This is a genomic window from Paractinoplanes ovalisporus (assembly GCF_016834655.1).
Classification (GTDB): Bacteria; Actinomycetota; Actinomycetes; order Mycobacteriales; family Micromonosporaceae; genus Actinoplanes; species Actinoplanes ovalisporus.
In genome coordinates, this window is record NZ_JAENHP010000018.1 from 110,628 (window position 1) to 128,949 (window position 18,322).

Genomic DNA, 18,322 nt, shown 5'->3' on the forward strand with positions numbered 1-18,322 from the left:
GGGCGGTTGTGCCGGTTGGGTGGCAAACCACGTGCTTAGAACGGTGTGTTGTTTGCTTCTACCTGCGGAAACGCTGGATCTGCTGTTTGCTGCGCTTCGGTTTGTCGTTTGCTATGCGTAGTTTGTGCTGCGGTTTGGCCGCCACCAGGGGAAATGCCTCCCGGCGCTGTTTGCTTGTGGTTTGCCCCTAGCCCTCCGCCAGGACGTATCTCTCCGGCGTGCTGCCCCCGACACCGCCGCGCTTGCCCTTCACGTGGAGAGCGCGCCCGGCGGATACTTCCTTCTCGAGCTGCCGCTTCGCTCGGCTCACGAGCGCGGTAGTCAACTCGTTGTCTTCCTTGGCGAACATGAGCGCAGCCACCTCCCGCACCGTCGCGCCCACGGATCCGTAGTCAGTGAGGATCAGGTCCACGTCGCGGCTGATCCGCACCGGTCGCGTTCGACCCGTGGCCCGGTCGTGTTGCAAGAGCAGCCGTGGCACGTTGTCCATCGGCTGCTTGACCTGGTGCATCTCGACGTAGTCGTTGTTGTCGTCGCCGGTCTTGCTCAGCATCACGATGGAGCCGTGCCCGGCGACCAGCCATCGGCTGCCGTACACATCGCTCAGGTCATCGCCGCCGCCCCTCCTCCGGTCCTCGCGACTGCTCTTGCGTTGGTGGTGCAGCCCGACCCAATTGATGCCGCGTTCGACCACGGCCTGAATGCTGCTGTTGAGCCCGCTGCCGACCGCGTCGTCGGTCAAGCGACTGGTGATGTCCTTGAGGCTGTCGACGTGCACCTCGCAGATGTCGCGCCCGAACTCGGCGCGGATCCAGTCGGCCAGCGCCTCCGGGCCGCTCAACGGGTCGACCGGTAGCGGACCACGCCACACCGCCAAGCGTTCGCGGAGGACGTCTCGGTGTTCCTTGTCGCGGAAGCTCGGGAAGAGACGGCCACCGGCTCGCCGCGCCTGTTCGGGCCTGTCCATCGCCAGGTACAGCAGCCGCCCCGGTGCGGGCTCAACGGTGTAGCCCAGCAACGTTCCGTCGCCCAGAAGCCCGAGGCGGCAAGCCATGAGCTGATGGTCAAGCGTGCTCTTACCCGTCCCGTCGTCCCCCACGACCATGAAGGGCTCGCCATCGATCCATAGGCAACGCGACCCGTCACCCCAGAGCACTGGGGCCTGCTTCGGGATGTCCAGGAAGAAGTCGGCGCCATCGGCCACTCGCGGACGAGTGCTGGCCGCGTGCCTTGCCGCTGCCTGCTCGCTCTGGAACAGCAGCTTCGCAGCGTGGGCGGCACGGAGGTCTTCAAGCTTGGAGTGCACCCGGTCGTCGTATTCATCCTGCGCGGCCGTCGTCTCGTCGTAGGGCTGGCCGGCCTTGGCGAGATCCAGCAGTTCCCCGGCGGGAATCCCCAGCTTGACCAGCCAATCTCGGACGTCCCCCTTGTCCGGCAGACCGAGATCCGCGATGCACACCGACCGGGCCGCACCGACCAGGGCAGCCGCGAGTTTCCGCGCTCCCTTGCGGCCTTCGTCGTCGCTGTCGAACACGATGGACACGTCGCAGCCGGTGAGCGCGCTGAGGTCCTTCGGAACGCTGCCCGCTCCGCCTGTCACACCCACGGCGTTCAAGCCGTGCTGACGCGCGGCCAGCACATCCCAGACCCCCTCGCAGACCAGCACCAAGCTGCTCGGGTCGAAACCTTCGGGCGTCGCGTACAGCCGAGCCTTACCGCCCTTGCGGTGCACGAGCTTCCCGCCGATGGCGTACCGCTGAAGGTCCACTAGCTCATGACTCGCCGGGTCGTAGACGGGGATGGTGTACTCCCGCCCGTTCCATCCCACGTCGGCATCGTCGAGCGTCGCCGCCGCCAGGCCGCGATTCTGTGCGAGCGTGGCCAGGCGTGGCCCCTCCGCCTGGTAAACCCACCGGTCGACGCTGTCCTGGCTCGGCGGGGTGGCTTCGACTAACGGTGCCGACGGGGTCGGGCTTAAAACCGACGCTGCCGCCTTAGAACGCCGCGTAGCCAGGCCGGTCGGCCCTACGGCCTCTACGGGTGCACCAGCGGCCATCAGCGCACGCCGCGCCTTGTGCACCCAAGGCAGCCGAGCGCGACCCGTGCGTTTCGAGTCCGGGCAGCCCGTGTGGCACGTCAGGACGGGGTACCCGTTGCCCTCTTTGCCCACGCCGATGCTGAAGGCGCTGCGCTTGTCGCCGCCGTGCACCGGACACGCGGTAGTCACCTGGTCGGCGCTCGTGGGAGGAAGGCCGAGGGCCTTCACGACGGCGTCGAACCTTTCTCGTTCCGTCACGCTGCACCGCCGCAGTGGGAGCACCGGTGCTTGAGCGGGACGACCGTGAGGCCGCTGCGCGGGTCGTTCAGCAGGCGCACCAGAAAGGCGATGGCATCGTGCTTGACCTGACGACGTTCGCGAGCGCTCCAAGCGCCGAACCAGTGCCACTCGACCCGTCGCAGCACATCGTGAACCGACAGCGACTGACCCCAGCCGTGCTCGCGGTTGTCTTCAACCCAGACCCGCACCTCCGCGCCCACGGGCGAGAAGTCGCCGCACTCCTCGTTGACCTGAACGCCGTACTCGTGCTGGCGGATTCGGAGAAGGTCCTCCGTCCAGCGCGGCCTTAGAATGGTGCTACGCATTGCCTTTCCTCCCTTTCAGTTCTGCGGTTGACAGGGCGGGTGCCGGAAGTCCGACCGGCCCCGCCCTTCTGGATTTGCGCGACTCGCTGCTTCTCCTCAGCTCCTCGCACGGCGGTACTAGCGGCGGCGCATCGCTTCTTTGGTGGAGTGTTGGTCGCTGACCTTGCGGAACAGGTCTGGCGTGCCCGGTCGGAAGCCGACGGGCGGCAACTCCTCTCGCCGCTTGGGGTCGTGGAAGATGGACGGGGCGTAGCCGTTCGGCAGCCGCCGGTTCAGCGCGTCGCGGTAGCGGTGCGGGTGCGCACTCTTCAGCTCGCTGACCCGCGTGTTGATGGCGATGCGGTCGCGCTCACCCCGCAGATAAGCCAGCGCTGCTCGTGCGGAGTCGATCTCCACGAGCCCCTCGGCCGCGCTGCCCCGGCCAGCACCGAGCCGGTCAACGAGCCGCAGCAGGCCATCCCGGACCTCGCCGACCTGACCGTGCGCCTTGTCGGTGTCGGCGATGTGGCGCTTCATCTCCATAGAGACGCCCTCGTTCACCTCGCGCTCCACCTTGGCCTTGTAGGCGGCGAGCAACTTCTTGGCGGCCTTCAGCTCAGCCTCCGGCCGAACGACCATCGTGAACTGCTCGTACTCGCGGTCAGCGGCAGACACGTACTCTGCGTCGAGGCCTTCCAGACCCACGCCGAAGGCGTTGAGCAGGTTGTTCTCCAGGATCTCTTCCGGGTCCATGTCGTCTCCTAGTCGGTGAATCGCTTGTAGCGATCGGGGATGCCAGCTGTGGGAGTAGAGCTGCGCAGTCTGGCCAGGTCGGTCTCGCGGCGACGGGCGGCGATGGCGGCGTCCTCGGCCTCGCGGATCACCTCTTCGAGCGTGGTGATGGCGCTGTCCAGCCGGGCGATGTCCGGCCTGTCCGTGGTCGGCCTACCGGCGTGCGGGTGGGAACTGATGGTCATTTACTGTCCTCCTTGACTGCGGCGCGGCGGTTCAGCTCGGCCGCGATGTCGGGGTGTTCACGGGCCACTTCCAGCAGGCCGCCCATCAGCTCCATGACGGCCTGGTGGCTGCGCATGACGCCTTCGTTCACCAGGCCTCGCACAAAGTCGGCGGGCGATTTTCCGAGCGAAGCTGCGGTTTCCTTGAGATGCGCGAATTGCGTGTCGTCAAAGTAGATCTGCACGCGGTTCGGATACTTCATCTCTCTCGGCACGATGCCTCCTGTCAGCGGCTTGCCTACGTTTTGGCGTTAGCAACTTGCCTACAAACAGCTTGCAGAAGGCGCGGGCTCTGTGCGGCTCGAATTTGTTGAACGCTCCTCCAACCCACGCCGGCCATTTCTGAGACGAGACGTGGGCGGGAGGAGCGGAGGGTCTGGCAGCTAACCCATCGGGTGCTTCTTGATGAGGGCAGCCAGCTCTGAAGACATCCACAGGACGGCCTCGCAGGCCATCTGTGGGCCGGTGCGCTCGGGCGCATCGGGCTCGACGCAGCCCTTGTCATCCAGGCACCAGCGCATCTCTTCGAGTAGCGGGCGCAGCCGTGCGATGGCCGTTGCTTTGCGCTCGCCGCTGTGTCGAGACATGCGAACGATGCGCATCGCCGTCCAGAGGATTTCGGTCATGCGGCCACCGCCGACCGTTCGGTCAGGACACTCGAGATGTAGGCGTCAAGGTCGCGGCTGCTAACGCGCAACTGACCGCGTACGAATCCGGCGGCGAGCGTGCCGTCCTTGATCAATCGGCGCACCGTAGAAACGGATACGTCGAGAATTGTGGCGACCTTGTTAAGCCGCAGCATTTCATTTTGCATGGCTTTCTCTTTCGTGTCGGGTCGCCGTGCCCCGAGCACAAAAAACTCGGGACGCGGCAATGGTGAATGCCGACTCTCCCGAGTAGTAATTCTTTAGTTATACGCTGGCCCAGCGAGCCACGAAGCGGCGTGACCGACGGTCTAGAAATGTGCCGCCCCGGCTGCCCTGCGGCGGCCGTGCGTGAACCAAGGTAGTCGCGGACGAGATCACCTGGCAAGCGTGAGGAGCGTCCCGTCTCGGAGCCCACCCCGGCCCCACGTGCGTCAGGCGTACCCACCTCTGACCAGGCGACATCTCACAAGCCGCTCACCAGCTCAGATGGCGTGGAAACGGGCGCGCTGGGTACTGTTGCTGACCGTGCCAGAGGGACACACCATTCATCGGCTCGCCGCGCGGCATCGGGAGCTCTTCGCCGGGCAGGCGCTCCGGGTCAGCAGTCCCCAGGGCCGGTTCACGGCCGGGGCCGAGCGCATCGACGCCCGCCGTCTGATCGACACCGAGGCGTACGGAAAGCATCTCTTCCACCACTACGAGGGCGACCTCAGCGTGCATGTGCACCTCGGGCTCTACGGCAAGTTCGCCGACGGCGCGCCGCCCGTGCCCGAGCCGGTCGGGCAGGTACGCATGCGGCTGGTCGGCGACGCGCACTGGCTCGACCTGCGCGGCCCGACCGCGTGCGAGATCTTCGACCCGGCCCAGGCCCAGCTGCTGCGCGACCGGCTGGGGGCCGACCCGTTGCGCGACGACGCCGACCCCACCCTCGTGCTGAAGCGGGCCGGGGCGAGCACCAAGCCGGTCTTCGCGTTGCTGCTCGACCAGTCGGTCATCGCCGGGTGCGGGCTCATCTATGCCAACGAGGTGCTGTTCCGGGCGGGTCTGGCGCCGTCCACGCCGGGCCGCCGGGTCAGCGCCGACCAGTGGGACGAGCTCTGGACCGACCTGCGCGCGCTGATGAAGGAGGGCGTGGCCCGGGGCCGCATCGACACCGTGCACACCCGGCACACGCCCGAGGCGATGAAGCGGGCGCCCCGGGTCGACCGGCACGGCGGCGAGGTCTATGTCTACCGGCGGCCGGGGCAGCCCTGCCTGGTCTGCGGCACCGAGGTCGCACGGGCCGAGCTGGCCGCGCGCAATCTCTATTGGTGTCCTAGGTGCCAGCCGTCGGTGTGACGCTCGGCTGAGGAGAGTCCGGCTCGGGCTTCTCCGGTGACGACTCTTCCTGTTCGCCCGGGATGCCGAGCGTGAAGTTCTCGGCGAGCCAGGGGAGCAGTTTCCCGTACGCCGTGATGGTCGCCGGCTGGTTGAAGTCGTGCGAGAGCACGATGGCCCCCGGTCGCACCTGCTTCTGGATCTCGCTGACGACCCGGGTGATGTGCTGCTTCTCGGTCTCCTTCTCGGGGTGGTCCCAGTCGCGCGGGTCCACCTCCCAGTAGAGCGAGGTCATCCCGGACCTGCCGGCCACGGTGACCAGCCGCTCGGTGAAGTTGCCCCCCGGCGCCCGGAAGAACGGGATCTTCGCGTCGGGCACGGCGGCCTGGATCGCGGCGTTCGTCCGCTGGAGATCCGCCTGGATCTTGGCCGGCGAGTCCTTGCCGATCTTGAGGCTGTGGTCCCACGTGTGGTTGCAGAGCGTGTGACCCCGGGCGGCGATCTGCCGGACGATCTCGGGGTGCCGCTCGACCTGGGTGCCGACCAGGCAGAAGGTGGCCTTGACCTGATATTGGTCGAGCAGTTCGAGGATCTTCGGCGTCTGCACCGGGTCGGGGCCGTCGTCGAAGGTGAGAGCGACGACCTCACTGCCGGTGGTGCGCAGCGACTTGCCCGGCCCGAGGTCGGAACCCGGCTTGGTGCCGGCCTGGGTCGCTTCGGCGTCCGGGGTGCTCGGCTTCTGCTCGGTCGCGGTGGGTTCCGGCGCCGGCTTCTCCGTCGCCTTCTGGCCGCCGTCGTCCTTCTGCTCCGGCGCGCTCTGTTCCTCGCGCTCGGGCGTGGCCGGCGCCTCCGGTTCCGGCTTCTTCTCGGTCTGCACGCCGGCCACCGCCTGCGCGGCCGCGTTCACCGCGTCGAAGCCGTCGCGGCGCTGCTCGGCCGGCAGGGCCAGCAGCAGGATGCCCGCCGCGACCAGCGAGGCGAGCAGGACCTGTTGCCGCTTCTTGCCCATCAGCAGCCACGACTCGATCGGCAGGGTGCCGGGGGCGCGGTGCGAACCGGTGGCCGGGGGCCGGCCGGCGGGCGGGCGCTGGGCCGGAACGCGGGCGGCGGCGTGCCGGCCGACCCGGGTGGGGCGCTGATGACGGGCCGAACGGCTTCGCTGCGAGATCGGCGAATCGGCCAGGGTCGTCACCGCGACGCGCGGGGTGCTGCGGACGTCTGCGAGGGACTCGGGTCGCCGGTGCCGGCCGCTGGGCGAAGTCTCTCCGCCCTGGACCGGGATGCGAGGAGATTGCGGCGACATGCAAAGTTCCTACCGTGCCGCAAGATCAAGCGCGATACCGGATCGGTGGCGCGATCGCTACGGTCAGCGATAGCTGCTGGTGGCGCTCAGTGATACCCGAATCACAAATCTGGTCAAAGGCTGGCGTGTACCGCCTCAGTGGCCTTTCGGGCAGCGATCAGCACCGGATCCCACACCGGCGCGAACGGCGGTGCGTAGCTGAGATCGAGCGACGTCATCTCCTCGACGGTCATCCGGTTCCAGGTCGCGACGGCCAGCGCATCGATCCGTTTGGCGGCCTCGGCGCGGCCGACGATCTGGGCGCCGAGCAGCACACCGGTGCGCTTCTCGGCGATCAGTTTGATGGTCATCGTCTCGGCGCCCGGGTAGTAGCCGGCCCGGCTGGTCGAGTCGACGCTCGCGGTCACGAAGGCATATCCGGCGGCCCGGGCCTCCTTCGACGTCAGGCCGGTGCGCGCCACCTCGAGGTCGCAGACCTTGGTGACCGCGGTGCCGATCACGCCGGGGAAGGTCGCGTATCCGCCGCCGATGTTGATGCCCGCGACCCGGCCCTGCTTGTTGGCGTGGGTGCCGAGCGGCACGTGCACGGGGTGGCCGGTGAGCAGGTGGCGGGTCTCGACGCAGTCGCCGGCGGCCCACACCCCCTCGACCCCCTCGACACGCATGCGCAGATCGGTGCGGACGCCCCCGGTCGGGCCCAGCGGCAGGCCGGCCTTGCCGGCCAGGGCGGTGTTGGGGCGTACGCCCAGACCCAGCACCACGATGTCGGCCGGCAGCTCGCCGCCCGGCGTGCGCACCGCCCGCACCCGCCCGTCCGCGGTCTTCAGGCCGTCGACGTGGGCGTCGGTGACCACCTCGATGCCCAGGGCCCGCATGGCCTTGCTCACCAGCGCGCCCATCTCGGGGTCGACGGTCTTGGCCATCGGTTCCGGCGACTTCTCGAGCAGCGTGACGTCGAGCCCGCGCAGCACCATCGCCTCGGCCATCTCGACGCCGATGTAGCCGCCGCCGATCACCACCGCCCGGCGCGGCTCGGGTTGCCGGTCGAGCCAGGCGTGGATGGCCTGACCGTCGTCGAGCGTCTGCACGCCGAAGACGCCGGAGTCACGCACACGGGCCCACTCCGGCGTGACCGGGGTGGCGCCGGTGGCGTACACGAGATGGTCGAACGCCTCACGCACCTCGCCGCCGCCCTCGAGGTCGTGGGCGACGACCTGGCGCCGGTCGAGGTCGATGCCGACCACCTCGTGGCGCAACCGCACGTCGATCCCGGCCTTGCGGTGCTCCTCGGGACTGCGGGCGACCAGCTTGTCGCGCTCCTGGACGGCGCCGCCGATCCAGTACGGGATGCCACAGGCCGAGTACGACGTGAAGTGGCCCCGCTCGAAGACGACGATCGACAGGTCGCTCTCACCCAGGCGTTTGCGGGCCTGCGACGCGGCCGACATCCCGGCCGCGTCCCCGCCGATGACCACGAGCTTCATGGTTCCAACCTACGTCGCCGGGATGTCCCCGCGGGTCAGTCGCGCGAACCGGTCGACGACGTCGCTGACCGTGCCGCCCTGGGCCAGGATCGCCCGCTGGCGGGCGGCGCCGGTGCCGTGCGCGCGCAGGCGTCCCATCAGGACGGTGGCCGTCTCGAGGTCGCCGTGCCGCTCCAGCTCGGGCCCCACGTAGTCGAACAGCTGCCGCATGAGCCGCCAGGCCGGGCGCGGCTCGCGGGTGGCCATGTCGATGTTCAGGCCCTCGAGCCCGTCGTGCGCGGCCCGCCAGTGCGCGGCCATCAGCAGCGGGTGCGGCACGTCGGGGGCCGGCTTGCCCTCGCGCACCTCGTTGAGCAACGTGGCGACCAGGGCCCGGGCCAGCGCGGCCAGGAGAACGGCATCGTCGGCGGTGGGCATGACATCGCCCATCCGGATCTCGACGGTGGGATACCGGGCGGACAGGCGGGCATACCAGTACAACATGCCCTCGTCGAGCATCGCGCCGCTCGATTCGAGGTCGGCCACGAGCGTCTCGTACTCGGCGAACGAGCGCAGATACGGCGTGGGGCCGACGGTAGGCCAGCGTTCCCACATCAGCGAGCGCCAGCTGGCGTAGCCCGTCTCGCGCCCGCCGAACAGCGGGGAGTTGGCGGTGGCGGCCTGGAAGATCGGCAGCCAGGGCCGCAGGTGGTTGAGGATCTGCACGCCGGTCTCGTCGTCGGGCACGCTCACGTGCACGTGGGTGCCGCACAAGCCGGGGCCGGGGGAGAGGTCGCCGAAGCGCTCCCGCATGCGGTGGTAGCGCGGTTTGTCGACGATGCGGACGTTGGGACCGGCGGCCGGGCCGGCGCCCATCGCCAGCAGCCGCACGCCGGCCTGCTCGGCCGCGCCGGCTACGGCCGAACGCAGCTCATGCAGAGCCTTGGCCAGCACCGGGAGGTCGAGCTGGGGTGGGCTGGCCACCTCGATCTGCGCGCGGGTCAGCTCGTGCTGCACCGCGTCGCCCAGTTCGGGCGGCACGAAGTCGAAAACCTGTTCGACCGCCTCCACGGCGCGCGGCTCCACCGCGTCCACCAGCAGGTATTCCTCTTCGACGCCGAGCGTCAGCAGATCGTGCGCCTCCGCGCGCTCGGCCAGTTCCTCGGAGATCGTGGTCGCGCCCGTGGCACCCGTGTCCATGCGGCCGGGTTTACCCGGTCGTTGCCGCACAGAAACTGTGCCAGTTCCGGGTATGGACGGGCAATTGACGACGGTCCATGTTGACAGCCCTTTGTAACAAGCGTGAAATCCGCCTGAGAGCGCTCTCACACCCCCCTTACGGAAGGCGCACAACCATGTCTCGAAAGCGGATACGTGGCCTGCTGGCGGTGGCTGCGGCCCTGCTCGCGGTCGCCGCGACCACGGTGTTCACGTTAAACGCGAACGCCGCCGTGCCCACCTCCCCGGCCGGCATGTCGCTGGTCTTCAGCGACGATTTCACCGGCGCCGCCGGAGCCGGGCTGAACCGCTCCAACTGGCTCTACGACATCGGCCACGGCTATCCCGGCGGCGCCTCCAACTGGGGCACCGGCGAGATCGAGTACATGACCGATTCGACGAGCAACGTCTACCAGGACGGCGGCGGCAATCTGGTGATCAAGCCGCTGCGCGACTCGGCCGGCAACTGGACCTCGGGCCGGGTCGAGACGCAGCGCACCGACTTCGCCGCCCCGACCGGCGGCAAGGTGCGCATCGAGGCGCGGATCCAGCAGCCCAACGTCAGCGGGGCGGCGGCCGCCGGTTACTGGCCCGCGTTCTGGGCGCTCGGTGCGGCCGCCCGCCCGGTCGGCGCGACGAACTGGCCGAGCATCGGCGAGTGGGACATCATGGAGAACATCAACGGCCGTGAGTCCGTGTTCGCCGCCCTGCACTGCGGCTCCAACCCCGGCGGCCCGTGCAACGAGACGACCGGCCTGACCAGCGGCGAGCGCGCCTGCAGCGGGTGCAAGACCGGGTTCCACACGTACGCCGTGGAGTATGACCGCAGCACGTCGCCCGAGCAGATGCGCTGGTATCTGGACGGCAACAACTACTTCACGCTCACCTCGAACTCGGTCGACGCGACGACCTGGAACAACGCCACGCACCACGGCATGTTCGTGATCCTCAACGTGGCCATGGGCGGCGGGTTCCCGGCGGCGTTCGGCGGCGGCCCCACCTCGGCCACCCAGCCCGGCGTGCCCATGGTCGTCGACTACGTGGCGGTGTGGCAGAGCTCAGGCGGTGGCACCACTCCGCCGACCACGACTCCTCCCAGCGGGACGCGCGACGCCTTCTCGCGGATCGAGGCCGAGTCCTTCAACGCCTCGGCCGGTGTGCAGCTCGAGACGTGCTCCGAAGGCGGCCAGAACGTCTCCTATGTCGCGAACGGCGACTGGCTCCAGTTCGACGGCGTCAACTTCGGCTCGGGCGGGGTGAAGGACTTCGTCGCGCGGGTCGCCTCGGGCGCCGGCTCGGGGGTGAGCGGGCTGATCGAGGTGCGGGTCGACAGCCGGAGCAACGCGCCGATCGGCAGCTTCGCGCTCGGCGGCACGGGCGGCTGGCAGACCTGGCAGTCCATTCCCGGCAACGTCTCGAACGTCAGTGGCACCCACACGGTCTTCCTGACCTTCACGAGCGGGCAGCCGGCCGACTTCGTCAATGTGAACTGGATCCAGTTCCGTCGATAGCCGCACCCGTGCATCGGGGGTCGGACCTTTAAGGATGTTTAAGGTCCGGCCCTCTGGACTTTTACTGTTAACAGTCCTAATGATTGATACATCTCATTGGGTTGTGCGTGGAGGGACGTCATGAAGCGCTCCAGATCGATAGTCCTGACGACCGTGGCGGCGCTCGTTGCCGGTGGTGCGGCGACCTATTTCTCCAGTACGGCCTCGGCCGCCGCGGCCTGCGCTCCGGCCTGGAGCGCCACGCAGGTCTACACCGGCGGCAACACCGCCTCGCAGAACGGCACCAACTACAGCGCCAAGTGGTGGACCCAGAACGAGTCCCCGGCCACGCACAGTGGACAGTGGGACGTCTGGAAGAACGACGGCGCCTGCGGCAGCGGCCCGACGACCCCGCCGACCACGCCACCCACCACCCCGCCGACGACGCCTCCCACGACGCCGCCGACGACCCCGCCCACCACCCCGCCGTCGAACGGCCAGCTGCCCAAGCACTTCCTCACCGGTTACTGGCAGAACTTCGACAACGGCGCCGCCCCGCTCAAGCTGGCCGCCGTCCCGAACAACTACGACCTGATCGCGGTCGCCTTCGCCGACGCCACCAGCACCCAGGGCGCGGTCACCTTCAACCTCGACCCGGGCCTGTCGGCCGCGGTCGGCGGCTACACCGACGCCCAGTTCAAGGCCGACATCGCCACGCTGCACCAGCGCGGCAAGAAGGTCGTCATCTCGGTCGGCGGTGAGAAGGGCACGGTCAGCGTGGCCAGCTCGGCCGCGGCCACCGCGTTCGCCGACTCGGTGCACCGCCTGATCACCACGTACGGCTTCGACGGCGTCGACATCGACCTCGAGAACGGGCTCAACGCGACCTACATGGCCCAGGCGCTGCGCAGCCTGCGGGCCAAGGTGGGCTCGAGCCTGATCATCACGATGGCCCCGCAGACCATCGACATGCAGAACCCGCAGTCCTCGTACTTCGCGCTCGCGCTGAGCATCAAGGACATCCTCACCGTGGTGTTCACGCAGTTCTACAACTCGGGCGCGATGCTCGGCTGCGACCAGATGAACGCGTACTCGCAGGGCACGGTCAACTTCATCACCGCGCTGACCTGCATCCAGACCCAGGGCGGCCTGCGCCCCGACCAGGTCGCGGTGGGCCTGCCGGCCAGCACCCGCGCCGCCGGTGGCGGTTACGTCGCCCCGACGGTCGTCAACCAGGCGCTCGACTGCCTGGCCCGCGGCACCAACTGCGGTTCCTTCAAGCCGCCGGCCACCTACCCGGGCATCGCCGGCGCGATGACCTGGTCGATCAACTGGGACGTCACCAACGGCAACGGCTTCGCCAACACGGTCAAGCCCCACCTGGCGACCCTGCCCTGACGGTCCCCGCCCGTCCCCCCACCCCCACCCCCACCAGGAGAATCCCCGTGAAACTGAGCCGGAAGTTGCTCATCGCGAGCACCGTCATGCTGGCCGGTACGGCCGCCGCGGTGCTGCCGATGGCCACCTCGAGCGCGGCGGCGGCGTGTGCCCCCGCGTGGAGCGCCACGCAGGTCTACACCGGCGGCATGACCGCCTCGCAGAACGGCACCAACTACAGCGCCAAGTGGTGGACGCAGAACGAGTCGCCCGCCACTCACAGTGGACAGTGGGACGTATGGAAGAACGACGGCGCCTGTGGTGGCACCACGCCCCCGACGACGCCGCCTACCACCCCGCCCACGACACCCCCGACCACGCCGCCCACCACGGGCACGAAGATGGCCTCGGCGCCGTACGTCTACCCCGGCTGGGGCAACCCGCCGGCGCCCTCGACGGTCACCTCGGCGACCGGCGTCAAGGCGTTCACCATCGCCTTCGTGCTCGCCAGCAACGGCTGCAACCCGGCCTGGGACGGCGAGAGCGGCCTGACCGGCGGTGTCCACGCCAGCTACATCGCGCAGGTCCGGGCGGCCGGCGCCGACATCGTCCCGTCCGTGGGCGGCTGGAGCGGCAACAAGCTCGGCCCCAACTGCTCGACGGCCGAGGCGCTGGCCGGGGCGTACCAGAAGCTCATCGACGCGTTCCAGCTCAAGTCGATCGACATCGACATCGAGAACTCCGACGAGTTCGAGAACACCGTCGTGCAGGACCGCATCCTGAACGCGCTGAAGATCGTCAAGCAGAAGAACCCGTCGGTGAAGACGATCCTCACCTTCGGCACCTCGCCGACCGGCCCGAACTACTACGGCACCCGGCTGGTGCAGCAGGCCAAGGCACTGAACGCGAACATCGACATCTTCACCCAGATGCCGTTCGACTTCGGCGGCGGCGCGGACATGTACGGCTCGACCGTCGGCGCCACCGAGGGCCTGAAGAACCTGCTGAAGACCACCTTCGGCTACACCGACGCCCAGGCGTACTCGCGCATCGGCATCTCCGGCATGAACGGTCTCTCGGACCAGCAGGAGCTGACGACGGTCGACACCTGGACGCGGATCCGGGACTACGCCAAGAGCAAGGGCCTCTCGCGGTTCACGTTCTGGTCGGTCAACCGGGACCGTGGCTGCGCCGGCGGCGGCGTGGTCTCCAACTGCTCCGGCATCGCGCAGGCCGACTGGGCCTTCACGAAGGTCAGCGCCGGGTTCTGATCTCTCTTCCTAAGAAGCGCGGCCGCTCCGTCCAGCGGCCGCGCTTCGCCGTTTGCGCACCTTCTTGACGACCCAGCTGACGATCGTGACGATGAAGAACGCCCAGATCGCGTAGTCGAAGTACTGGCTGTAGGTCTCGAGGTCCTGATAGCGCGAGCCGAGCAGATAGCCGCCGCCGACGAAGATGGCGTTCCACACCCCGCTGCCGATCGCGGTGAACAGCGTGAACTGCCCGAGTTTCATGTGGTTGGCACCGGCCGGGATCGACACGAGGCTGCGGACCACCGGGGCGCAGCGTCCGAACAGGACGGCCGAGCGTTCGTGCTTCTCGAACCACCGGTCGGCCTTCTCCAGGTCGTCCGCGTCGACCAGCGGGATGCGGTCGAGCCAGCGGCGCAGCCTCTCCTCGCCCAGGCCGTAGCCGAGCCAGTAGAGCAGCAGCGCGCCGCCGACCGAGCCGGCCGTGGCGGCCAGGAAGACCAGGGTCAGGTTGACGCGGCCCTCGCTGGCCAGGTAGCCGCCGAGCGAGAGCACGATCTCGCTCGGGATCGGCGGGATGAGGTTTTCCAGGGCGACAAGCAGGCCGACGCCCACCTCGCCCCACGACTCGATGACGGACGCCACCCACCCTGTCAGCCCACCTTGCTGACTCAGACCCGCTTCAGCCACGGCTTTTTCATACCCGCCGCACCTGAAACGAACCTGAATCAGCGACCGGCCGTTGGTATATGCCGACCGTCGGTATATGCTGCCGGGCATGAACGAGCCGACCTTCCTCATCCTCACGGCCCTGGCCGGCGAGCCGATGCACGGTTACGCCGTCATCGAGGACGTCGAGCACATGACCGACGGCCGCGTCCGCCTGCGGGCGGGCACGCTCTATGCCGCGCTCGACCGCCTGCGCGGCGAGGGCCTGATCGAGGTCGACCGGGAAGAGGTCGTCCAGTCCCGCCTCCGGCGCTACTACCGGCTCACAGGGGCCGGCGAGCAGAGCCTCGAGGCCGAGACCGCCCGCCTGCGCGCGCAGGCCACGCTCGCGGAGGGCCGGTTGCGCGCCCGCCGCACCAACTTCGGGGGAGCCACCGCATGACCGAGAACCGTTACCGGCGCCTGCTCGCGCTCTATCCGCGCGACTTCCGTCAGGAATACGGCGACGAGATGCTCGGCGTGCTGATGGCCGACCCGCGTCCCGGTCCGGCCCAGGCGTTCGACATCGTGCGCGGGGCGATCGCGGCCCACCTGCGGCTGATGGTCAGCGGTCAGAGCCGGGTGGCCCGCATCGTGCAGATCTTCGGCGCGATGCTGCTGTTCTCCATCGCGCTGGGCCGGGTCGCGGTCGAGGTGCGAGCGCGGGTGAAATACCCGGAATTCGTGTCATCGGTCGAGACGGTCAGCTGGGCCCGGCTGGCCGGCTGGGGCGTCGCCATGGTTGCGGCCTATCTGGGTTGGCGCCTGGTCGGGGCGGCCGGGGCGACCGTCGGGCTGGCCGGCGAGATCGCCGCTCCCGCCCAGTTCTATCTGGACACTCCGGCCACGGTCCTGCACGCGTACTGGATGATCGTCGCGGCCGCGATCGTGCTGATCGCGGGCCTGGTGGCGGTGCGTGGCGGTCGCGAGGAGCCGCGGGGGATCTTCTGGGTGGCCGCGGCCGGTGCGCTGTTGGTCGCCGAGGCCACGCTGTTCGACCGCCTGTTCAGCCCGGTCGGCAACGGCCTCGTGATGGCCGCCGCAGGGCTCGCCGGTGTGGCCGTCTTCCGGCAGGAGCCCGAGATCCGCGCCAGGCTGCTCTGCTGGGTCGCGCCCGTGCTCGTGACGGTTCCGTTGGTGCAGTGGGGTTTCGGCGGGTTCGTCGAACACAACATGCGCCACCCCGAGTCGTTGCAGCTGATCAACCCGGTGCAGTGGGCCGTCCTCGTGCTGGTCCCGCTGGCGGCCTTCGCCGGCGTTTCGATGCTCAGCTGCCGCGACCTGCCGGGCCTGTCGGCTCGCCGCTGACCCGATCGACGCCGGCCGCCGCCCGACGCCGGCCGCCGCCCGACGCCGGCCGTCGTTGATCCGGTGCGGGCGGCGGTTTCGGGGCGTCGGGTCGTGGTGAAGTAAGGGGGCATGACTGACCGGTGGTATCGGAAGGCCGTTGTCTACTGCGCCGACATCGACACGTTCGCCGACTCGAACGGGGACGGCTGCGGTGACATCCGCGGCATGATCGGCCGGCTCGACTATCTCGCCCGGCTGGGCGTGAACACGTTGTGGCTCAACCCGATCCACCCGACGCCCGACCGGGACGACGGCTACGACGTCTCCGACTTCTACGGCATCGACCCCCGCTTCGGGAACCTGGGTGACTTCGCCGAACTGCTGCACCAGGCGGGCAACCTCGGCATCAAGGTCATCATCGATCTGGTCGTCAACCACACCTCCGACAAGCACCCGTGGTTCCAGTCGGCGCGCTCGTCACCGGATTCGCCGTACCGCGACTGGTATGTCTGGTCCGAGACCGAGCCCGCCGACCGCAAGCAGGGCATGGTCTTCCCCGGCGAGCAGGACGAGACCTGGAGCTACGACCGCACGGCCAAGCTCTGGTACTACCACCGGTTCTACAAGTTCCAGCCCGACCTCAACATCAACAACCCGGCCGTCCGCGAGGAGATCAAGAAGATCTGCTCGTTCTGGCTGCAGCTGGGTGTCGCCGGCTTCCGGATGGACGCGGTGCCGTTCATCATCGAGCAGACCGAGCCGGGCAACCCCGACTCGCCCAAGGACCTCGACTTCCTCTCCGACCTGCGACAGCACGTGCAGTGGCGCAAGGGCGACGCCGTGCTGCTGGCCGAGGCCAACGTCGAGCCCGACCAGCTGGTGCAGTTCTTCGGCGACGCCGGCGGCTCGAACAACCGCATCCACATGCTGTTCGACTTCATGCTGAACGGCCGGCTGATCCTGGCCCTGGCCCGCGAGGACGCCGAGCCGATCATCGACGGCCTGCGCGACACCCCCAAGCTGCCCGAAGGTGGTCAGTGGGCCACGTTCCTGCGCAACCACGACGAGATCGACCTGTCCCGCCTCACCGCCGAGCAGCGCGAGGAGGTCTTCGCCAAGTTCGGCCCCGAGCCCGAGATGCAGCTCTACGGCCGGGGCATCCGGCGGCGGCTGGCCCCGATGCTCGGCAACGACCGGCGGCGCCTCGAGCTCGCGTACGCATTGCAGTTCAGCCTGCGCGGCACCCCGGTGCTGCGTTACGGCGAAGAGATCGGCATGGGCGACGCGCTCGATGAGGACGGGCGTTACGCGATCCGGACCGCGATGCAGTGGTCGCTGCTGCCCAACGGCGGGTTCTCCACGGCGAAGCCGGAGGATCTGGCCCGCCCGGTGATCAGCGGCGGTGACTTCGGCTGGGAGAAGGTCAACGTGACCCTCCAGCGGCACGACCCGAATTCGCTCCTCTCGTGGTTCGAGCGCATGATCCGTACGCTCCGGGAGGCTCCCGAGGTCGGCACCGGAAGCTGCACGCACGTCGATATTCCGGGTCCGACCAGTGTGTTGGTCCACCGCGCGGACGGCGAGACCGGCACGATGGTGTTCGTGCACAACCTGGGAACCGAGGCGGCGACGCTCGACCTCAGCTCGCTGTATCCGGAGGCGGAACAGCCCAACGACGTCCTGGCCGACCAGGAATATCCGGAGCTGGGCAAATGCGACAAGGTCGAGGTCGCCGGGCACGGATACCGGTGGATTCGCCTACGTCGTACGGCCTGATCCTGGGTTAAAGTGCACTCCCAGTGCAAATATTCGGAGGCATAAGTGTCGCAGTCCGTTCCCACCCGCGTCGCCATCGTGACCGGGGCCGCCCGGGGCATCGGTGAGGCCACCGCCCGCAAGCTCGCCGCCGACGGGATGGCCGTCGCGGTCGTCGACCTCGACGAGGGCGCCTGCGCCAACACGGTGACGGCGATCCACGACGCCGGTGGCACGGCCCTCGCGGTGGGCGCCGACGTCTCCGACGCGATCCAGGTGGGCGCCGCCGTCGAGCGGGTCAAGGCCGAGCTCGGCACGCCGACCGTGCTGGTCAACAACGCCGGCGTGCTGCGCGACAACCTGCTGTTCAAGATGACCGACGACGACTGGGAGACCGTGATGGCGGTCCACCTGCGCGGCGCCTTCCTGTTCAGCCGGGCCGTGCAGAAGCACATGGTCGACGCCGGGTGGGGCCGCATCGTCAGCCTCTCCAGCACCTCGGCCCTCGGCAATCGGGGCCAGGCCAACTACGCCGCGGCCAAGGCCGGTCTGCAGGGCTTCACCAAGACCCTCGCGATCGAGCTCGGCCGTTACGGCATCACCGCCAACGCGGTCGCTCCCGGGTTTATCGTCACCGACATGACGGCAGCCACCGCGGCCCGCGTCGGGGTCGATTTCGCCCAGTTCGAGAAGGCTGCGGTGGCTCAGATTCCCGTGGGCCGGGCGGGTCGCCCCGAGGATGTCGCCAACACCGTATCCTTCCTCGTCAGCGAGGGTGCCGGCTTCGTGTCCGGGCAGGTCATCTATGTTGCCGGGGGCCCGCGCGCATAGGTCGCGGTTGCTGGGAGGCGCTACAAAGAGATGAT

Annotated in this window: 19 protein-coding genes; 8 read left to right on the plus strand and 11 right to left on the minus strand. The window is 68.8% G+C overall.

Annotation, left to right across the window (positions count from 1 at the left end; all coding sequences use genetic code 11):
- Window positions 1-187: 187 nt before the first annotated feature.
- From JIG36_RS37425 to JIG36_RS37455, 7 genes are all read right to left on the minus strand, one after another.
- Entirely contained in the window at window positions 188-2,266 is a 2,079-nt protein-coding gene (locus JIG36_RS37425; protein WP_203381177.1) for an AAA family ATPase, read from the minus strand.
- 26 nt (window positions 2,267-2,292) lie between these two features.
- A complete protein-coding gene (locus tag JIG36_RS37430) occupies window positions 2,293-2,643 on the minus strand; it encodes a hypothetical protein (protein WP_203381178.1) in 351 nt (116 codons plus the stop codon).
- Between the two features lie 117 nt (window positions 2,644-2,760).
- Complete coding sequence (locus JIG36_RS37435) at window positions 2,761-3,375, minus strand: hypothetical protein (protein WP_203381179.1); 615 nt, start codon at window positions 3,373-3,375, stop codon at window positions 2,761-2,763.
- An 8-nt stretch (window positions 3,376-3,383) separates the two neighbouring features.
- Complete coding sequence (locus JIG36_RS37440; protein ID WP_203381180.1) at window positions 3,384-3,599, minus strand: hypothetical protein; 216 nt, start codon at window positions 3,597-3,599, stop codon at window positions 3,384-3,386.
- Window positions 3,596-3,841 carry a hypothetical protein gene (locus tag JIG36_RS37445; RefSeq protein ID WP_236048998.1) on the minus strand — a complete coding sequence of 82 codons (246 nt, stop codon included), beginning with the start codon at window positions 3,839-3,841 and terminating at the stop codon, window positions 3,596-3,598. The genes JIG36_RS37440 and JIG36_RS37445 overlap by 4 nt, the downstream gene beginning before the upstream one ends.
- 180 nt (window positions 3,842-4,021) lie before the next feature.
- Window positions 4,022-4,264: a hypothetical protein gene (locus JIG36_RS37450; protein WP_203381182.1), complete on the minus strand. Its 243-nt coding sequence runs from the start codon at window positions 4,262-4,264 to the stop codon at window positions 4,022-4,024.
- Window positions 4,261-4,452: a helix-turn-helix domain-containing protein gene (locus JIG36_RS37455; RefSeq protein WP_203381183.1), complete on the minus strand. Its 192-nt coding sequence runs from the start codon at window positions 4,450-4,452 to the stop codon at window positions 4,261-4,263. Before JIG36_RS37455 ends, JIG36_RS37450 begins: the two co-directional genes overlap by 4 nt.
- A 358-nt stretch (window positions 4,453-4,810) precedes the next feature.
- Here JIG36_RS37455 and JIG36_RS37460 point away from each other — a divergent pair, with 358 nt between their 5' ends.
- Window positions 4,811-5,623, plus strand: coding sequence for an Fpg/Nei family DNA glycosylase (locus JIG36_RS37460; protein ID WP_203381184.1), 813 nt, complete (start codon window positions 4,811-4,813; stop codon window positions 5,621-5,623).
- Here JIG36_RS37460 and JIG36_RS37465 read toward each other — a convergent pair.
- From JIG36_RS37465 to JIG36_RS37475, 3 genes are all read right to left on the minus strand, one after another.
- Window positions 5,601-6,905 (minus strand): polysaccharide deacetylase family protein, encoded by a 1,305-nt coding sequence (locus JIG36_RS37465; protein ID WP_236049000.1) that lies wholly within the window; start codon window positions 6,903-6,905, stop codon window positions 5,601-5,603. The genes JIG36_RS37460 and JIG36_RS37465 overlap by 23 nt on opposite strands.
- A gap of 113 nt (window positions 6,906-7,018) precedes the next feature.
- A complete protein-coding gene (locus JIG36_RS37470; protein ID WP_203381185.1) occupies window positions 7,019-8,389 on the minus strand; it encodes an FAD-dependent oxidoreductase in 1,371 nt (456 codons plus the stop codon).
- A 9-nt stretch (window positions 8,390-8,398) separates the two neighbouring features.
- On the minus strand, window positions 8,399-9,568 hold the full coding sequence (locus tag JIG36_RS37475; RefSeq protein WP_203381186.1) for a carboxylate-amine ligase: 1,170 nt from the start codon (window positions 9,566-9,568) through the stop codon (window positions 8,399-8,401).
- A 155-nt stretch (window positions 9,569-9,723) separates the two neighbouring features.
- On the opposite strand from JIG36_RS37475, the gene JIG36_RS37480 reads away from it, so the two are divergent.
- The 3 genes from JIG36_RS37480 to JIG36_RS37490 all read left to right on the plus strand — a co-directional run bounded on the left by JIG36_RS37480 (window position 9,724) and on the right by JIG36_RS37490 (window position 13,724).
- A complete protein-coding gene (locus tag JIG36_RS37480) occupies window positions 9,724-11,097 on the plus strand; it encodes a carbohydrate-binding protein (RefSeq protein ID WP_203381187.1) in 1,374 nt (457 codons plus the stop codon).
- A gap of 120 nt (window positions 11,098-11,217) precedes the next feature.
- Window positions 11,218-12,474 carry a chitinase gene (locus JIG36_RS37485; RefSeq protein WP_203381188.1) on the plus strand — a complete coding sequence of 419 codons (1,257 nt, stop codon included), beginning with the start codon at window positions 11,218-11,220 and terminating at the stop codon, window positions 12,472-12,474.
- A gap of 47 nt (window positions 12,475-12,521) precedes the next feature.
- On the plus strand, window positions 12,522-13,724 hold the full coding sequence (locus JIG36_RS37490; protein WP_203381189.1) for a carbohydrate-binding protein: 1,203 nt from the start codon (window positions 12,522-12,524) through the stop codon (window positions 13,722-13,724).
- Between the two features lie 9 nt (window positions 13,725-13,733).
- On the opposite strand, the gene JIG36_RS37495 is transcribed toward JIG36_RS37490, so the two are convergent.
- Window positions 13,734-14,348: a DedA family protein gene (locus JIG36_RS37495; RefSeq protein ID WP_307873063.1), complete on the minus strand. Its 615-nt coding sequence runs from the start codon at window positions 14,346-14,348 to the stop codon at window positions 13,734-13,736.
- A gap of 133 nt (window positions 14,349-14,481) precedes the next feature.
- Here JIG36_RS37495 and JIG36_RS37500 point away from each other — a divergent pair, with 133 nt between their 5' ends.
- The 4 genes from JIG36_RS37500 to fabG all read left to right on the plus strand — a co-directional run bounded on the left by JIG36_RS37500 (window position 14,482) and on the right by fabG (window position 18,287).
- Window positions 14,482-14,814, plus strand: a complete 333-nt coding sequence (locus JIG36_RS37500) for a PadR family transcriptional regulator (protein WP_236049001.1) — start codon at window positions 14,482-14,484, stop codon at window positions 14,812-14,814.
- The gene (locus JIG36_RS37505) at window positions 14,811-15,719 is read left to right on the plus strand and encodes a hypothetical protein (RefSeq protein ID WP_203381192.1); all 909 of its coding nucleotides are present in this window, start codon (window positions 14,811-14,813) and stop codon (window positions 15,717-15,719) included. Before JIG36_RS37500 ends, JIG36_RS37505 begins: the two co-directional genes overlap by 4 nt.
- Window positions 15,720-15,830: 111 nt before the next feature.
- Entirely contained in the window at window positions 15,831-17,477 is a 1,647-nt protein-coding gene (locus JIG36_RS37510) for an alpha-amylase family protein (RefSeq protein WP_203381193.1), read from the plus strand.
- A 45-nt stretch (window positions 17,478-17,522) separates the two neighbouring features.
- Complete coding sequence (gene fabG / locus JIG36_RS37515; RefSeq protein ID WP_203381194.1) at window positions 17,523-18,287, plus strand: 3-oxoacyl-ACP reductase FabG; 765 nt, start codon at window positions 17,523-17,525, stop codon at window positions 18,285-18,287.
- Window positions 18,288-18,322 lie beyond the last annotated feature (35 nt).

Excerpts from the sequence above, each read along its gene's own strand:
- JIG36_RS37470 (WP_203381185.1), bottom strand. The coding sequence starts at position 8,389 with ATGAAGCTCGTGGTCATCGGCGGGGACGCGGCCGGGATGTCGGCCGCG.
- JIG36_RS37455 (WP_203381183.1), bottom strand. The coding sequence starts at position 4,452 with ATGCAAAATGAAATGCTGCGGCTTAACAAGGTCGCCACAATTCTCGAC.
- JIG36_RS37465 (WP_236049000.1), bottom strand. The coding sequence starts at position 6,905 with ATGTCGCCGCAATCTCCTCGCATCCCGGTCCAGGGCGGAGAGACTTCG.
- JIG36_RS37500 (WP_236049001.1), top strand. The coding sequence starts at position 14,482 with ATGAACGAGCCGACCTTCCTCATCCTCACGGCCCTGGCCGGCGAGCCG.
- JIG36_RS37475 (WP_203381186.1), bottom strand. The coding sequence starts at position 9,568 with ATGGACACGGGTGCCACGGGCGCGACCACGATCTCCGAGGAACTGGCC.
- JIG36_RS37430 (WP_203381178.1), bottom strand. The coding sequence starts at position 2,643 with ATGCGTAGCACCATTCTAAGGCCGCGCTGGACGGAGGACCTTCTCCGA.
- JIG36_RS37480 (WP_203381187.1), top strand. The coding sequence starts at position 9,724 with ATGTCTCGAAAGCGGATACGTGGCCTGCTGGCGGTGGCTGCGGCCCTG.
- JIG36_RS37485 (WP_203381188.1), top strand. The coding sequence starts at position 11,218 with ATGAAGCGCTCCAGATCGATAGTCCTGACGACCGTGGCGGCGCTCGTT.
- JIG36_RS37505 (WP_203381192.1), top strand. The coding sequence starts at position 14,811 with ATGACCGAGAACCGTTACCGGCGCCTGCTCGCGCTCTATCCGCGCGAC.
- JIG36_RS37450 (WP_203381182.1), bottom strand. The coding sequence starts at position 4,264 with ATGACCGAAATCCTCTGGACGGCGATGCGCATCGTTCGCATGTCTCGA.
- JIG36_RS37445 (WP_236048998.1), bottom strand. The coding sequence starts at position 3,841 with ATGAAGTATCCGAACCGCGTGCAGATCTACTTTGACGACACGCAATTC.
- JIG36_RS37510 (WP_203381193.1), top strand. The coding sequence starts at position 15,831 with ATGACTGACCGGTGGTATCGGAAGGCCGTTGTCTACTGCGCCGACATC.
- JIG36_RS37440 (WP_203381180.1), bottom strand. The coding sequence starts at position 3,599 with ATGACCATCAGTTCCCACCCGCACGCCGGTAGGCCGACCACGGACAGG.
- JIG36_RS37435 (WP_203381179.1), bottom strand. The coding sequence starts at position 3,375 with ATGGACCCGGAAGAGATCCTGGAGAACAACCTGCTCAACGCCTTCGGC.